The organism is Comamonas denitrificans (genome assembly GCF_017368815.1).
GTDB lineage: Bacteria > Pseudomonadota > Gammaproteobacteria > Burkholderiales > Burkholderiaceae_C > Comamonas > Comamonas denitrificans.
Genome location: NZ_JAFNME010000015.1, coordinates 23,733 through 38,742, shown reverse-complemented (window position 1 = coordinate 38,742; position 15,010 = coordinate 23,733). Strand labels below are relative to the sequence as shown.

15 protein-coding genes are annotated in these 15,010 nt (G+C 63.9%); 11 read left to right on the top strand and 4 right to left on the bottom strand.

The genetic code is table 11. From position 1 onward, the window contains the following. Window positions 1–38 precede the first annotated feature (38 nt). Window positions 39–497 carry a PaaI family thioesterase gene (locus tag J1777_RS08300; RefSeq protein WP_242700452.1) on the bottom strand — a complete coding sequence of 153 codons (459 nt, stop codon included), beginning with the start codon at window positions 495–497 and terminating at the stop codon, window positions 39–41. 49 nt (window positions 498–546) lie between these two features. Continuing rightward, a complete protein-coding gene (locus tag J1777_RS08295) occupies window positions 547–975 on the bottom strand; it encodes a MerR family transcriptional regulator (protein WP_207575283.1) in 429 nt (142 codons plus the stop codon). Window positions 976–1,075: 100 nt separating this feature from the next. Here J1777_RS08295 and J1777_RS08290 point away from each other — a divergent pair, with 100 nt between their 5' ends. From J1777_RS08290 to uvrA, 6 genes are all read left to right on the top strand, one after another. Next, window positions 1,076–1,513, top strand: a complete 438-nt coding sequence (locus J1777_RS08290; protein WP_207575282.1) for a YchJ family protein — start codon at window positions 1,076–1,078, stop codon at window positions 1,511–1,513. A 109-nt stretch (window positions 1,514–1,622) separates the two neighbouring features. Continuing rightward, complete coding sequence (gene proC / locus J1777_RS08285) at window positions 1,623–2,459, top strand: pyrroline-5-carboxylate reductase (protein ID WP_207575281.1); 837 nt, start codon at window positions 1,623–1,625, stop codon at window positions 2,457–2,459. Between the two features lie 47 nt (window positions 2,460–2,506). Next, complete coding sequence (locus tag J1777_RS08280) at window positions 2,507–3,172, top strand: HAD family hydrolase (RefSeq protein WP_207575280.1); 666 nt, start codon at window positions 2,507–2,509, stop codon at window positions 3,170–3,172. A gap of 51 nt (window positions 3,173–3,223) precedes the next feature. Further along, entirely contained in the window at window positions 3,224–3,532 is a 309-nt protein-coding gene (locus J1777_RS08275) for a type II toxin-antitoxin system RelB/DinJ family antitoxin (RefSeq protein WP_207575279.1), read from the top strand. Beyond that, the gene (locus J1777_RS08270) at window positions 3,532–3,867 is read left to right on the top strand and encodes a type II toxin-antitoxin system YafQ family toxin (RefSeq protein WP_207575278.1); all 336 of its coding nucleotides are present in this window, start codon (window positions 3,532–3,534) and stop codon (window positions 3,865–3,867) included. Before J1777_RS08275 ends, J1777_RS08270 begins: the two co-directional genes overlap by 1 nt. A 65-nt stretch (window positions 3,868–3,932) precedes the next feature. After that, on the top strand, window positions 3,933–9,851 hold the full coding sequence (uvrA, locus tag J1777_RS08265) for an excinuclease ABC subunit UvrA (protein ID WP_207575277.1): 5,919 nt from the start codon (window positions 3,933–3,935) through the stop codon (window positions 9,849–9,851). A gap of 55 nt (window positions 9,852–9,906) precedes the next feature. Here uvrA and J1777_RS08260 read toward each other — a convergent pair whose 3' ends face one another. Continuing rightward, window positions 9,907–10,527, bottom strand: a complete 621-nt coding sequence (locus J1777_RS08260) for a PepSY domain-containing protein (RefSeq protein WP_207575276.1) — start codon at window positions 10,525–10,527, stop codon at window positions 9,907–9,909. A 134-nt stretch (window positions 10,528–10,661) separates the two neighbouring features. On the opposite strand from J1777_RS08260, the gene J1777_RS08255 reads away from it, so the two are divergent. The 3 genes from J1777_RS08255 to J1777_RS08245 are packed head-to-tail and all read left to right on the top strand — an operon-like array spanning window position 10,662 to window position 13,602. Next, a complete protein-coding gene (locus J1777_RS08255) occupies window positions 10,662–11,399 on the top strand; it encodes a PepSY domain-containing protein (RefSeq protein ID WP_207575275.1) in 738 nt (245 codons plus the stop codon). Window positions 11,400–11,441: 42 nt separating this feature from the next. Beyond that, window positions 11,442–12,125 (top strand): response regulator transcription factor, encoded by a 684-nt coding sequence (locus J1777_RS08250; RefSeq protein ID WP_207575274.1) that lies wholly within the window; start codon window positions 11,442–11,444, stop codon window positions 12,123–12,125. Next, entirely contained in the window at window positions 12,112–13,602 is a 1,491-nt protein-coding gene (locus tag J1777_RS08245) for a sensor histidine kinase (RefSeq protein ID WP_207575273.1), read from the top strand. The genes J1777_RS08250 and J1777_RS08245 overlap by 14 nt, the downstream gene beginning before the upstream one ends. Here J1777_RS08245 and J1777_RS08240 read toward each other — a convergent pair. After that, complete coding sequence (locus J1777_RS08240; RefSeq protein ID WP_207575272.1) at window positions 13,592–14,188, bottom strand: hypothetical protein; 597 nt, start codon at window positions 14,186–14,188, stop codon at window positions 13,592–13,594. The two genes, J1777_RS08245 and J1777_RS08240, sit on opposite strands and share 11 nt — an antisense overlap. Window positions 14,189–14,341: 153 nt before the next feature. Here J1777_RS08240 and J1777_RS08235 point away from each other — a divergent pair, with 153 nt between their 5' ends. Next, a complete protein-coding gene (locus J1777_RS08235) occupies window positions 14,342–14,653 on the top strand; it encodes a monooxygenase (protein WP_207575271.1) in 312 nt (103 codons plus the stop codon). A gap of 18 nt (window positions 14,654–14,671) precedes the next feature. Then, window positions 14,672–14,986 (top strand): hypothetical protein, encoded by a 315-nt coding sequence (locus tag J1777_RS08230; protein WP_207575270.1) that lies wholly within the window; start codon window positions 14,672–14,674, stop codon window positions 14,984–14,986. Window positions 14,987–15,010: the final 24 nt, after the last annotated feature.

The window sequence follows — 15,010 nt, the reverse complement described above, 5'->3', positions numbered from 1 at the left end:
AAAAATATTGAGAATTTTAAAAATTTCAGCGCTTTGGCTTACACCGCAGCAATGCCGGGGCGGTTTTCGAGCGCCATCAGGGTGCAGTTCATGGTGGCGACCAGTTTTTCTTGGTCGCCATCGATGGCGTAGGCGCGGCCTTCGGTGACGACGATGGTGCGCCCAGGTTTGAGCACCACCCCTTCGCAGCGAAAGCTTTGCCCCTTGGCCGGAGCCAGCAGGTTGATCTTGAATTCAATGGACAGCACGCCGGCCTCCAGCGGCATCACCGACAGGCCCGCATAGCCGCAGGCCGAGTCCAGCACCGTGGCCATCATCCCGGCGTGGATGAAACCATGCTGCTGCGTCAGCGCCGGGGCCCAGTCGAAGCACAGATGCACCTGCCCTCGGGCCAGATGCGTCAGCCGTGCCCCTAAAGTGGTCATGGCACCCTGCTTGGCAAAGCTGGCGTGAATGCGCTCGGTGGCAGCGGCCTCCAAAGGGGGGAAGTGGTCCATGGTGTCTCCTCGATTTGCTAAGTTTTATTTACCTTTACGTAAACGTCAATTACGTAGATTCCCGTGTGCCAAGCTTGCGCAGCAGTTGTTGCGCTTCTTTTTCTTGGGCGCGTACTTCATCCAGGGTCAGTTGAATGTCTTGCATGCGCTCTTCCAGCTGCTGGCGGTGTTCGGCCAAGACTTGCAAAAATTTTTGCAGCTGCGCCCCTGAGTCGCGCGGGCTTTCGTACAAGTCAATGATTTCTTTGGCCTCGGTCAGCGACAGGCCCAGGCGCTTGGCCCGCAGCGTGAGCTTGAGCCGCGCGCGATCACGGGCGCTGTAGGTGCGCGTGCGGCCCCCGGTGCCCTCGCGCTGGGGTTCGAGCAGGCCCATGTCTTCATAAAACCGAATAGCGCGGGTGGTCAGGTCAAATTCCTTGGCCAAATCGCCAATCGAATAGGTCGGTTGGGGTGCAGAGTCTTTGTGATTTTTGTGCATCTCGCCATTATTGACGTTTACGTAAACTTCCCATGCGCTTTCATCCCTAGGACTTGTCCTAGTTTTTCGTGCTGCGCCGCCTGTCCGTGACAATCGGCTGATGTCTCGCTCTGCACTTGTTTCTGATTTTTGCCCTTGTGGCCGCACCCACACCCAAGGCCGCCAAACCCAGCCCATCGCTTACGCCGCCTGCTGTGGCCGTTTTATTGACCACTACGCCGACACCGCAGCGCCAGATGCCGAGCATTTAATGCGCTCGCGCTACAGCGCCTTTGTGCGGGAAGATGCCGCCTACCTGCTCGCCACGTGGCACCCCGATACCCGTCCGGCGGCGTTGGAATTTGGCCCGGCCACCCAATGGCTGGGCCTGGAAGTGAAATCTTTCACTGCCATGGATGCGCACCACGCCAGCGTAGAGTTCGTTGCCCGCTACCGCCAACAAGGCCGCGCTGTGCGCCTGCACGAGCGCAGCCGTTTTGTGCGCGAAATGGTCGATGGCCTGCTGCGCTGGCGCTATGTGGATGGGACGCTTTCCTGAGGCCGGCCGCCCGCCCGCAGCGCCTTGCTTGATTGCTTCTCCGCCACCGGGCACCAGCACAATCGCGGTGCCTCTGCCCCTCTGTACACAACCCCACCATCATTCCCTTATGCCTGCACCAACACCTACCCCATTGCACCCCGTTATCGCCTTTATCGGTGGCGGCAACATGGCCAGCGCCATCATTGGCGGGCTGACCAGCCAGGGCCATCCAGCCAGCCGGATTGAAGTGGTCGAACCCTGGGACCAGGCCCGCGCGGCGTTGCGCGAACGCTTTGGCATCGAAGCAGCGGCCACCCCCGGCCCCCAACTGGCGCGTGCGGCGCTCATCGTCTGGGCCGTTAAACCGCAAACGTTTAAAGAGGCTGCCTTGGCGGCCGCGCCCCACACGGGGGCAGCGTTGCACCTGAGTGTGGCCGCCGGCATCACCACCGCCAGCATTGCCGCGTGGCTGGGCAGTGAGCGCATCATTCGCGCCATGCCCAACACGCCCGCGCTGGTGGGGCGGGGCATGACGGGCCTGTTTGCCGGCGAAGCGGTGGCTGCCGAGGGCCGCGCCCTGGCAGAGCGCATTGTGGCCACCACGGGCCAATGGCTTTGGGTGGACACCGAGGACAAGCTGGATGCGGTGACGGCGCTTTCGGGCTCTGGCCCCGCGTATGTGTTTTTATTCCTAGAGGCCATGATTCAGGCCGGCACCGACATGGGCCTCACCCCCGCACAAGCGCACCAGCTGGCGGTGGCCACCTTTCAGGGCGCTGCCGAATTGGCGGCCCGCTCTGGGGAAGCGCCCGAGGTCATGCGCCAGCGCGTGACCAGCCAGGGCGGCACCACCCACGCGGCCATTACCCACCTGCAGGCGCAACAGGTGCCCGCGCACTTTGTGGCCGCCATGCGCCAAGCCCAGGCCCGTGCGCAAGCCCTGGCGGCGGAGTTTGGCGGCTGAATGGAATGGATAAAGCACATCAGATAAAGCAGATCGGGTAAAGCAACATGTTGTTTGAAGCCATTTTGTTCGATTGCGACGGCGTGCTCGTCGATAGCGAACACATCACCAATCGGGCCCTGCACACCATGCTCAACGCCTCGGGCTGGGCTATTTCTGAGGCCGAGTGCCTGCAAATCTTCATTGGCAAAACCGTGCGCAGCGAAACCGAGCGCATCGAACGCGAAACCGGCCAGCCGCTCACCGATGCCTGGATGGCCGCCTTCTACGCCCTGCGCGACCAAGGGCTGCACGCCCACCTGCAGGCCATCCCTGGCGCAGTCGCCGCCGTGCAGCAATGCCATGCCCTGCTGGGCGGCAAAATCGCCGTGGCCAGCGGCGCGGACAAGGCCAAGGTGCTGATGCAGCTGGACAAAGTGGGCCTGCTGCCGCTGTTCGATCCGCACATCTTCAGCGGCCACGACCTGCCGCGCACCAAACCCTTTCCGGATGTGTACTTGGCCGCCGCAGCATCCCTGCAACGCGACCCGCACCACTGCCTGGTGATTGAAGATGCCTTGCCCGGCTTGCAAGCGGGCCTGGCCGCCGGGGCCACCGTCTGGGGCTATTGCCCTTGGGAGGGGGGCCACACCACCCCCGAAGCGCTGCTGGCCGCCGGTGCCCAGCGGGTGTTGCGCGATATGGCAGAGCTGCCGGGGCTGCTGCGGCATTGAATGTCATAAAATGCTGTTTATCGGTCAATTATTGGCATTTTGAGGTGAGAAATGAGCGTTATTCGTACAACGGTAGATGAAAATCTATTTCTTGCTGCCAGCGATATTCTGGCTACGCTGGGGCTGGATATGAACAGCGCCGTTCGCATGTTTTTGCAAGGCGTGGTGCTGCACAACGGCATTCCGTTTGACCTGCGCCTGACAGAGGCGCAAGCCCAGGCCCTGCGCCAGCGCAAGCAAACCAATCGCCAAGCCACCCTGGAAGCCCGCGACATTGCCCGCACGGGCGGCCCCAGCCATGCCAGCGTACAGGCCATGCTGGCAGCGATGGAGCACGAAACGCACCAGGACGAAGCCTGATGGCTGGCAAAAAAGGGCGCAAGCTGCGCACCATTGCCTACACGAAGACTTTTAAAAAAGACTACCAGCGCATGGCCGCTGCCGGACGGTATGACATGACGCTGGTGAACGAAGTAGGTGGTCTGTTGATTGCCCACACGGCTCAGCAGGTGCTGGCCGAGCAGTGGAGCGACCACGGCCTGACCGCAGACGATGAATGGGACGCGGGCGACCGCGACATTCATCTGGGTGGCGACTTTCTGCTGATCTACCGCATTGATCCCCACCCCGAAGACAAAGCGCTGGAGATCATCATCTTCAAACGCCTGGGGACACACAGCGACCTGTTCGGGTAAGCGGGTGCAGCGCAAGGCCAGGGGCGGCTTCCTACAATAAAGCCCCCTGATTTTTGCCCCCTGCCATGTCGTCATCTTCGTCCTCTGATTCCCCCCACGGTCTTATCCGCATCCACGGCGCGCGCCAGCACAATTTGAAGAATCTGGATGTGGACATCCGCACCGGGGAGCTGACCGTGGTCACTGGCCCCAGTGGCTCGGGCAAATCCAGCCTGGTGTTCGATACGCTGTATGCCGAGGGGCAGCGCCGCTATGTCGAAACCTTCAGCGCCTACGCGCGCCAGTTTCTTGATCGCATGGACAAACCCGCCGTCGATAAGGTCGAAGGCGTGCCGCCAGCGATTGCCATCGACCAGACCAACCCGGTGCGCAATTCCCGCTCCACCGTGGGCACGATGACGGAGCTGAACGATCACCTGAAGCTGTTGTTCGCCCGTGCGGGGGCCTTGTTCGACCGCCAGACCGCGCAGCCGGTGCAGCACGACACGGCCGAGAGCATCTACCAGCAACTGCAAGCACGCGCCCAGGCGGCGGGCGACCCGCGCTTGGTCGTCACCTTTGCCGTGGAGCTGCCCGCCAGCACCAGCGCCGACGAGGTGCAGCAGTGGCTGCTGGCCAGCGGCTTTACCAAGATTCAGGCCGATCGCACGCTGGAAAAACCCGCCCCTGCGCCCGAAAAAGGCAAAAAAGCCGCCAAACCCACCAGCGTGAAAGTGCTGGACGTGGTGGCCGACCGCTTTCGCATGGGCAACGTCGAACGCGCCCGCGCCATGGAAGCGATTGAGCTGGCGCTGCTGCGCGGCCAGGGGCTGATGCAGGTGTATGCGCTGACTGATGCCCCGGAACCCGAAATCTGGAAATTTGCCCTGGGCCTGCATTGCCCCGAGAGCGCCATCAGCTACCAAGCGCCGCTGCCGGCGTTGTTCTCCTTCAACTCCGCTGCCGGTGCCTGCCCGGAATGCCGGGGCTTTGGCCGGGTGATTGGGGTGGATTGGAATTTGGTCGTGCCCAACGACAAACTCACGCTGCGCACCGGCGCCATCAAGGCCATCCAAACCCCAGCGTGGAAAGAAATCCAAGACGACTTGCTGCGCCACGCCGAGGCCGAGGGCATTCCGCGCGACATTGCCTGGGGCAAGCTCACGCCCGCGCAGCGCGATTGGGTGCTGGACGGCTCGCCGCGCTGGAACGGCAAGTGGGAGCAGACGTGGTACGGCATCCGCCGCTTTTTTGCGTATTTGGAGAGCAAGTTCTACAAGATGCACATTCGCGTGCTGCTCTCCAAATACCGCAGCTACACGCCCTGCCCATGCTGCGGCGGCGCGCGCCTGGGGCTGGAAAGCCTGCTGTGGCGCGTGGGCAGCAAGGCGCAGGCCGATGCGGTGCTACCGCCCGCGCAGCGCTTCATGCCCCACGGTGTGGCCTGGAGCCGCGCACAGCTGGAAGCCCTGCCTGGCCTGTGCCTGCACGATGTGATGCAGCTGCCCTTGGTGCGGCTGCAAACATTTTTTCAAGCTCTTAAAAAAGAAGCTGTTCCCGCTGAACCAGAAAACATTCCAGCAACTAAACCTGCTGAAAACCAAGCAGAACAAGCGGCACAAGCTTTGATTTTGGAAGAGATCGAAACCCGCTTGCGCTACCTGTGCGATGTGGGCATTGGCTACCTAACACTCGATCGGCAAAGCCGCACGCTTTCGGGCGGCGAGGTGCAGCGCATCAACCTGACCACCGCGCTGGGCACCAGCTTGGTGAACACCTTGTTTGTGCTGGACGAGCCCAGCATTGGCCTGCACCCGCGCGATATGCAGCGTATCAACTTGGCCATGCAGCGCCTAAAAAACGCCGGCAACACCCTGGTGGTGGTGGAGCACGACCCGGCCGTGATGCTGGCGGCTGACCGCATCATCGACATGGGCCCCGGCCCCGGCGTGCGCGGCGGGCAGATTGTGTTTGATGGCCCACCCGCGCAACTGCGCCAGGCCGATACTTTGACCGGGGCCTACCTGGGCGGGCGCAAGCAGGTGGGCTTTGGCTTTAAGCGCCCGGTGCAGGCCAACACGCCCAAATTGATTTTGGAAGGGGCCAGCGCCCACAACCTGCAGGGCATTGACGTGGCCTTTCCCCTGCAGCGGCTGGTGACGGTGACGGGCGTTTCTGGCTCCGGCAAATCCAGCCTGATTCAAGATGTGCTGGTGCCCGCGCTGCTGCGCCACTTTGGCAAGCCCACGGAAAGCGCCGGGGCCTTTACCCGCCTGCTGGGCGCCGAGCAACTGGCCGATGTGCTGTGGGTGGATCAATCGCCCATTGGCAAAACCGCGCGCTCCAACCCCGTGAGCTACGTCGGCGCCTGGGACAGCCTGCGCGAGCTGTTCGCCTGCGCCCCGCTGTCGCAGCAGCGCGGCTACACGGCGGGCAAGTTCAGCTTTAACACCGGCGATGGGCGCTGCCCGACCTGCGGCGGCTCGGGCTTTGAGCATGTGGAGATGCAGTTCTTGTCGGACGTGTACCTGCGCTGCCCCGATTGCAACGGCCAGCGCTACCGCCCCGAGGTGCTGGAGGTGCGCCTGGAGCGCGGCGGGCGGCTGCTGAATGTGGCCGACGTGCTGGCGCTGACCGTAGCCGAGGCCGCGCAGCTGTTCGCCCAAGATGCCGAAGTGATTCGCGCCCTGCAGCCCATCGTGGATGTGGGGCTGGACTATGTGCAACTGGGCCAAAGCGTGCCCACCCTGTCCGGCGGCGAGGCGCAGCGCCTCAAACTGGCCGGTTTTCTGGCCGAAGCGGCCAAAACCCAGGCCAAATCGCGCCAAAGCCTGGCGCGCAAAGGCACGCTGTTTTTGTTTGACGAGCCGACCACCGGCCTGCACTTTGAAGACATCGCCAAGCTGATGCGGGCGCTGAGGAAGCTGCTGGAGGCCGGGCACAGCCTGATCGTCATTGAGCACAACCTGGATGTGATCCGCGCCAGCGATTGGCTGATTGACCTGGGGCCGGAAGGCGGCGATGGCGGCGGCCACATCGTCGCCCAGGGCACGCCCGAAGAGCTGCGGCAAATGACCGGCTCGCACACCGCGCAGGCGCTGCGCGACTATGAGCAGGCCCTGGGCCTGGACGGGCACAGCGTGGCCGAGGCGGGGGCAAAATTTCAAACCAAATCGGCAAAAAAGCACGCCCCTGTTGCGCCCCGTGCTATCGAAGTGATTAACGCCAAAGAGCACAACCTGAAAAACCTCAGCGTGCAGATTCCGCACGGCAAGTTCAACGTGATTACCGGCGTGAGCGGCTCGGGCAAATCCACCCTGGCGTTTGACATTGTGTTCAACGAAGGCCAGCGCCGTTACCTAGAGTCGCTCAACGCCTACGCCCGCAGCATCGTCCAGCCCGCCGGGCGGCCCGAGGTGGATGCCGTGTATGGCATCCCGCCCACCGTGGCCATTGAGCAGCGCCTGTCGCGCGGAGGGCGCAAATCCACCGTGGGCACCACCACCGAGGTCTGGCACTTTCTGCGCCTGCTCTACGTCAAGCTGGGCACCCAGCATTGCGTGCATGACGATGCGCCGGTGCAACCGCAAAGCCTGGACAGCATTGCCGCGCAGCTCATCACCCAGTTCAGCGGCCAGGTGATTGGCCTGCTGGCCCCGCTGGTCAGCCACCGCAAGGGCGTTTACACCGAACTGGCCGACTGGGCCCGCCCGCGCGGCTACACGCATTTGCGCGTGGATGGGGCGTTTCTGCCCACCACCGGATTCCCCCGGCTGGATCGGTTTAAAGAGCACAGCATTGAGCTGCCCGTGGCCAGCGTCTTGGTCAGTGCCGCTGACGAGGCCACGCTGCGCCAGCACCTGGCCCAGGCGCTGGAGCTGGGCAAGGGCGTGGTGCAGGTGCTGCACGGCATCGACGATCTGGCCGCCGCGCTGGGGGCGGGTGGCGACGGCAGTGGCATGGGCAGCGTGCAAGCCTTCTCCACCCAACGCGCCTGCCCGGTGTGCGCCACCAGCTATGCCGAGCTGGACCCGCGCCTGTTCAGCTACAACAGCAAGCACGGCTGGTGCCCGGACTGCGTGGGCACGGGCGTGCAGCTCAACAAAGACCAGCGCAAGGTGTACGACGACAGCCAACTGGCCGAAGACAACCGGGGCCGCGAAATCGGCTTTGCCAGCCAAGAGGTGGAAGACCTGGCCGAAGTGGCCTGCCCCAGCTGCCACGGCACGCGCCTGAACGCCACCGCCCGCGCCGTGCGTTTTGCCGGGCAGCGCATCACCGATCTGGCCCATTTGAGTGTGGACGACCTGCGCCAGTGGGCCGCGCACTTGGCGCAGGCCGGGCGCTTGACGCAACGCGAAAGCGACATCGCCCGCGACCTGCTGCCCGAAATCGCCAGCCGTCTGGAGTTTTTGCAGGAGGTGGGCTTGGGCTACCTCACCCTCGACCGGGGCGCTCCGACGCTCTCTGGCGGCGAAGCCCAGCGCATTCGCCTGGCCGCGCAGCTGGGCAGCAATTTGCAGGGCGTGTGCTATGTGCTGGATGAACCGACCATCGGCCTGCACGCGCGCGACAACCGCATCCTGCTGGGCGCTTTGCACAAGCTCAGCACCAAAGGCAACACCCTGGTGGTGGTGGAGCACGACGAGGACACCATCCGCCGTGCCGAGCACATCATCGACATTGGCCCCAGCGCCGGGCGGCGCGGCGGCCAGCTTATTGCCCAGGGCAGCGTGGCCGATATTGAAAGCGCCGCCGATTCGCAAACCGGCCGCTACCTGCTGCACGCCATGCGCCACCCGCTGCAGGCCCGGCGCAGTGTGGGTGATCCTGAAAACAAAGCTTCTACCGCTGGAAATAAAAAGGTTTCAGCATCAAAACAATCTGAAAACAATAAAAAATCAGCGCAAACAGCTCCTGAAACAGAAGCAGCCCCCGCAGTACTGCGCTGGCTTACCGTGCATGATGCGCAGCTGCACAACCTGCAAACCGTCACCGCCCGCGTGCCGCTGCAGCGGCTGGTGGCAATCACCGGCGTGAGTGGCTCGGGCAAATCCACCCTGGCGCGGGATGTGCTCTTGACCAACGTGGCCGCCTGGGTTGGCCAGCGCCAAACCAAGGCCGGGCGCGATGCCATGGATGCGGGCCAGGCCCCGGCGCTGGTGGGCTGCACGGGCTTGAGCGGCTTTGAAAGCATCGACCGCGTGCTGGAGGTGGATCAAACCCCCATCGGCAAAACCCCGCGCAGCTGCCCGGCCACCTACATCGGCTTTTGGGACACCATCCGCAAACTGTTTGCCGGCACCCTCGAAGCGCAGGCGCGCGGCTACGCCGCCGGGCGCTTTTCCTTCAACACCGGCGCGGGCCGCTGCCCGGCGTGCGAAGGCCAGGGCCTGCGCACCATCGCCATGAGCTTTCTGCCCGATGTGAAACTGCCCTGCGATGCCTGCCACGGTGCCCGCTTCAACCCCGAAACCTTGGCGGTGACGTGGCGCGGTAAAAACATTGGCCAGGTGCTGCAAATGGAAGTGGCCGAGGCCGTGGAGTTTTTTGCCGCCATGCCCGCCATCGCCCACCCGCTGCAACTGTTGCAAGACGTTGGGCTGGGCTACCTCACGCTGGGCCAGCCCAGCCCCACGCTCTCGGGCGGCGAAGCGCAGCGCATCAAGTTGGTCACCGAACTGACCAAGGTGCGCGACGACATTGGCCGGCGCGGCCAGAAAGCCCCGCACACCCTGTACGTGCTGGACGAGCCCACCGTGGGCCTGCACATGGCTGACGTGGACAAACTCATCCGCGTGCTGCACCGCTTGGTCGATGCCGGGCACAGCGTCATCGTCATCGAACACGACCTGGACGTGATTGCCGAGGCCGACTGGGTGCTCGACCTCGGCCCCGAAGGCGGCGCTGGCGGCGGCCGCATCGTCGCCCAGGGCACGCCCGAGGATTTGGTTCAGGCGGGCACGCATACGGGCGTGGCGCTGCAGGGCGTGCTGGGGCGCTGAAAAGCAAAAAAGGGGGGCACCCCCCTTTGGACGGCTGTGCCCAGCAGTGGGCCGATCAGTCGTCCAGCTTTTCGGAAATGATGGTGGCCGTGTCAGGGTCCAGCTTCAGATCCACACGCTGTTTTTGTGCGTTGGTGGCTTCGGCCTCCCACACCCCATCGTCAAAAGACACATCGGTAATGCGGGTGTAGCCTGCGCGCTGCAGCACGTCCACGATGTGCGCAGCCGTCACCGTTGTGGACTGCGTTGGCTGCACGATCTCCAAAGTCACGGGATGCAGCAGCAACTCTTGCTTGTAGGCCTGACGGTTGGGACGCACCTCGACGTGCCAGAAGCCATCGTCAAACTCCACTTCTTGGATTTGGGCATAGCCCAGAGCCCGCAGATGCGCCATCACCTGCGCCGCACCCGGGTAGCGGGTGCCCAGATCGGACTTGCTCACGGCGGTGAACTGACCATCGACATCGTTCACCACCACGTATGCTTTTTTGCCATCCGGGGTCGTGGCTTGCGCTTGCCAATAATGGCCGGTCTTTTCCAGGTCATAGGGAGCCAGCAGACCATTGGCGGCAATGTTCTCCACGACCTGCTGGGCATTCAAGGCATACGCCGCCTGGGGCAGTGCAGCGGCTAGGCCACAAGCGGCCAGAACGTAAGTGATTGCAGATTTTTTCATTGGGTACTCCATAGTGCGACGTTGTGACTGGCCCAATGGCGCAGTCGGTCCGCGAAGTATTCGCCCCTCTGCCTAAACCAAATATTAAGTGCCGGTTCACTGAACATTTAAGAAAGGCTCGGACAATAGGCCGGATGTCCCTCCCCCACTGTCTTTCTCGCCTAGCTTGGCTGGTGCTGCTGCCTTTGGCCGCTGACCTGGCCCATGGCGCGGCGCAGGAGCAAGAGGCCGTACGCACCGGGGTGGCCAGCGGGCAATACCAGCCGCTGTCGGCCATCCTGAGCCAGGTGACGGCGCGCCACGGTGGCCGGGTGCTGGACATTGCGAGCAAGCGCGGCCCGTTCGACGAACTGCGCTATGAAATCAAACTGCTGGATGCCCAGGGCCACAAGCAGCGCCTGTTGGTGGATGCCGCCAGTGGCCGCACCATCGAGCACCGCCGCGAGGACCATGCCCAGGCAGTGTCCATGACCGCGCTGGCCGCGTATCTGGCACAGCTCAAGCTGCCTGCGGGGCAGTACATCAGCGATGTCAAATTTGACCGCGACAGCGCCGGGCAGGGCGTGTACCAAATCCATGTCAACACCAGCTACACCCCCAGCACGCGGCTGGTCATGGGTGCGGCCACGGGCCAGCTGCTGGCGCAGTCGCCCCACCATGCGATTGCCAGCGATGGCATTCAGCGCATTGAGCACATCCTGCCCGGTTTGGCGCCCCGCTTTCAGGGCCAGGTGCTGGAGATTGAGCTGGAGCATGGCAAGCACCACCGCCCGTACTACGAGATTGAGTTGCTGCAGGGCAACGGCAGCACGCTGGAGCTGAAAATCGACGCCGTGACGCTGGAGCTGCTGTCGCAAAAGCTCGAAGATTGAAGCCGCTGGGCTGCAGCACACAAGGAAAGAAAGAAGGCAATCATGCGGATCCTGGTGGTTGAAGACGACACCACACTGGCCGCGCAACTGCGCGCAGCGCTGGAAGGCGCAGGGTTTGCGGTGGACGTAGAGCACGACGGCGCCGCCGCCGCCTTTGCCGGCACGACCGAGCGCTACGACGCGGCGGTGCTCGACCTGGGCCTGCCCGTGCGCGATGGCCTGAGCGTGCTGCGCGAGTGGCGCGAGGCGGGCCACCAGTGGCCGGTGCTGATCCTGACGGCACGCAATCGCTGGAGCGACAAGCTGGCAGGCTTTCAAGCCGGGGCCGACGATTACCTGACCAAGCCGTTCATTCTGGATGAGGTCGTCTTGCGGCTGCGCGCCATGCTGCGCCGTCTGGCAGGCTGCGCCAACCCGGTGCTGCAAGCCGGGCCACTGGAGTACGACGTGACCGCCGCACGCTTTCGCCTGCACGGCCAGCCGCTGACGCTGACGGCACAAGAACACAAAATCTTGGCCTATCTGATGCACCACCCCAATCGGGTGCTGACGCGCACCGAGATCAGCGAGCATGTGTACGCGCGCGATCTGGACCCGGACTCAAACACGCTGGATGTGCTGATTGGCCGCATTCGGCGCAAACTGGGCCAGCCGCAACTGCTGGTCACCGAGCGCGGGCAAGGCTTTCGGCTGCACAGCGCGCCCACCACCGATGACCGGCCTTGACCGGCACCCGCGCCACTGGTCGCTGGCCGAACGGCTGGTGCTGCTGACGGTGCTGCCCGCCCTGGTGGTGCTGGCATTGGGCGGCTGGTGGCTGCGCCATGAAATGCAGGCCAGCCTGTATGCGGGCATGGCGCACATGCTGGAAGACAAAGCGCTGCGCATTGCCGCCCGCCTGGAGGTACAGGACGGTGACACCCTGCAAGACCTGCCCAGCAGCGGCGACGAGTTCAGCGCGATTTTCTCCGGCTGGTACTGGCAGGTGCTGCGGGCCGATCGGGTGGTCGTGGCCCGCTCGCGCTCGCTGTGGGACCAGCCCGACCTGCGCCCCAACCCCCTGCCGATCTCTGCCCGTGCCCAGCTGTATGCAGCCACCGGGCCACAACAGGAAGCACTGCTGGCCAAAACCTTTACCTTTCAGACCCGGCTCGCACCCCAGATTCGCGGGCAACTCGGAACCGCTGCCCGCCATGCGCCACTGGCCACCACCGCAGCCACCCATTGGCAGCTGCAGGTTTTTGGCCCCGCCGATCCGTTGTACGCCAACCTGCGCAGCATCGATCGGGTGCTGCTGGCCACCGGCGGGGCGCTGCTGGGGCTGCTGCTGTGCCTGACGGTGGTGCAGGTGCGCATCGGGCTGGAGCCACTGCGGCGCCTGGTGGCCGCGATGGCGCAGCTGCGCCAGCCCACAGCAGGCACCCTACCCGCCCAGGTGCAGCTGGAGCGCTTGCCCGTGGGCGCCGATCTGGAGGCGCTCAAGCAAGAGCTGCTGGCGCTGCTGCAGCGCAACACCCAGATCGTGGCGCGCGCGCGCAGCCATGCCGCCGATCTGAACCATGCGCTGAAAAAACCGCTCTCGGTGCTGGTGGCCGCAGCCAGTGCGCAGCCCACCGTCTGCGCCAGCACGGTGCTCAAGCAAACGCACGCCATGTCGCGCTTGATCGACCGCTACCAGGCACGCACGCACAGCGACGCACTGCAGACCGAGTGGACGCAGGCGGGGCAATGGGTCGATGTGCAGGACTGCATCGGCCAGCTGCTGGCCCTGATGCGCCAGCTGCACCACGCGGCAGAGCTGGATTGGCAGCTGGTCTGGAACGCGCCCGCCGACACCGTGCTGCTGTGGCGCGGCGAGCGCGCCGATCTGGATGAGGCTCTGGGCAACCTGCTGGACAACGCGGGCAAATGGGCTGCATCCGTCGCGCGCGTGACCGTATCGATCGATGCCCCAGGGTCGGCGCAGCCCATGCTGCACATTTGCATAGCAGACGATGGCCCGGGCCTGAGCCAGCAGCAGCTGCACAGCGCCGGTGCGCGTGGGCTGCGCTTTGATGAGAGCGTGGAAGGCTCGGGGCTGGGGTTGTGCATCACCCAGCAAATTGCCCAGAGCTATGGCGGCACGCTCACCCTGGGCAAAAGCCCTGCACTCAAGGGGCTGCAGGCCTGCTTGGTGCTGGGCGGGCTGGTGGTCAGCCGATGATGCCGTTCGAGGCCTCCAGATAGGGCAGCAACCCCACCAAATCGATACCTATGGTGGATTCGCCCTCGGCCACGCGCGTCCAGACCTGGTCGGCGTTGTCGTTGCGAAAGACTTCAAACTCCAGACCATCGTGCTCTTGCTCGGTCTTGAGCACGTACTGCGTGCCGTTCAGCGTGAACTGGGTGTAGCTTTCGTTGGCATCGATGTGCTCCCATTTCCACTGGCCGTTTTTCAGCTCCCAATCGGCGCTGATCTGGCCTTGGGCATCCCAACTGAACTGGTGCTTTTCCAGATGCCGGGCGGCCACGCTGGCGCTAAAGACCTCCAACTCCACCGCCTCGGTGAACAGGCCATCGCCATCCAGATCGGTGAAAAGCGTGGACTCGAACTTGCCCTTGGATTGGCGTGTTTCGATCACGGTCAAGACGCCTTGCTGGCCCTGCGCATTGGCGCCAATATCTAACGTAAAGTGGCTGCCCTGGATGTTTTCGCGTTCCAGTTTTCGCCCCTCCACTTCGTATTTCTGGAGCACGCCGGTGTACGACGGGTTGAAAGTGAATTTGTAGAGCTCTTGGTGGTTCGACATGGTTTTTTCCTGCAAAGTGATGGGGGTGGGCCTGAGCGGCCTCTGTGCCACGACAGCCTCTGTCTGTCGATGGGGGCATCCTAGGACTGCCCCCTTAAACGCAGGATGAACACCGCGTCCGACCACCAAGCAACACCCCCTAGGAGTTTTTCCATGCCCTACCTCTTGCAAGTCGATTTCCCCATGCCCGGCCCCTTTGGCGCAGCCATGGCCCAGGCCTTCACCGAGCTGGCGCACAGCATCAACCAAGAACCCGGCATGCGCTGGAAAATCTGGACGGAAAACGCCCAGGCCCAAGAGGCCGGCGGCGTGTACCTGTTCGACACGCAGGAGCAGGCCCAAGCGTATCTGAACATGCACAGCCAGCGTTTGACGCAGGCCGGGGTGCGCGACATCCGCAGCCGTATTTTTGCGGTGAATGAAGCGCTCACGGCCATCAATCACGGGCCGGTGACCACCGCATAAAAGCGCTGCGCCCGCCTTATGCGCCACACCACCTTGGCCCATATCCACCCCGATGCACCGCCCCAACCGGCGCTGGGGGCACCCTGCAACGGCTGCGGGCTGTGCTGCCTGCTGGAGCCGTGTCCGCTGGGCATGGTGCTATCGCGCAAGCGCATCGGTGCCTGTGTGGCATTGCGCTGGAGTGAGGCGCAGCAGCGCTACTTGTGTGGGGCCATCAGCGATGCCCCCACGGGCAGGCTGGGGCAGTTGCGTCAATGGCTGGCGCGGCGCTGGATTGCGGCGGGGGTGGGGTGTGATGCGGCCCTGGTGGCGCAGCTTGGGGAGAAAGAATAAAAAAAGGGCTGCTGCAGCAACCCT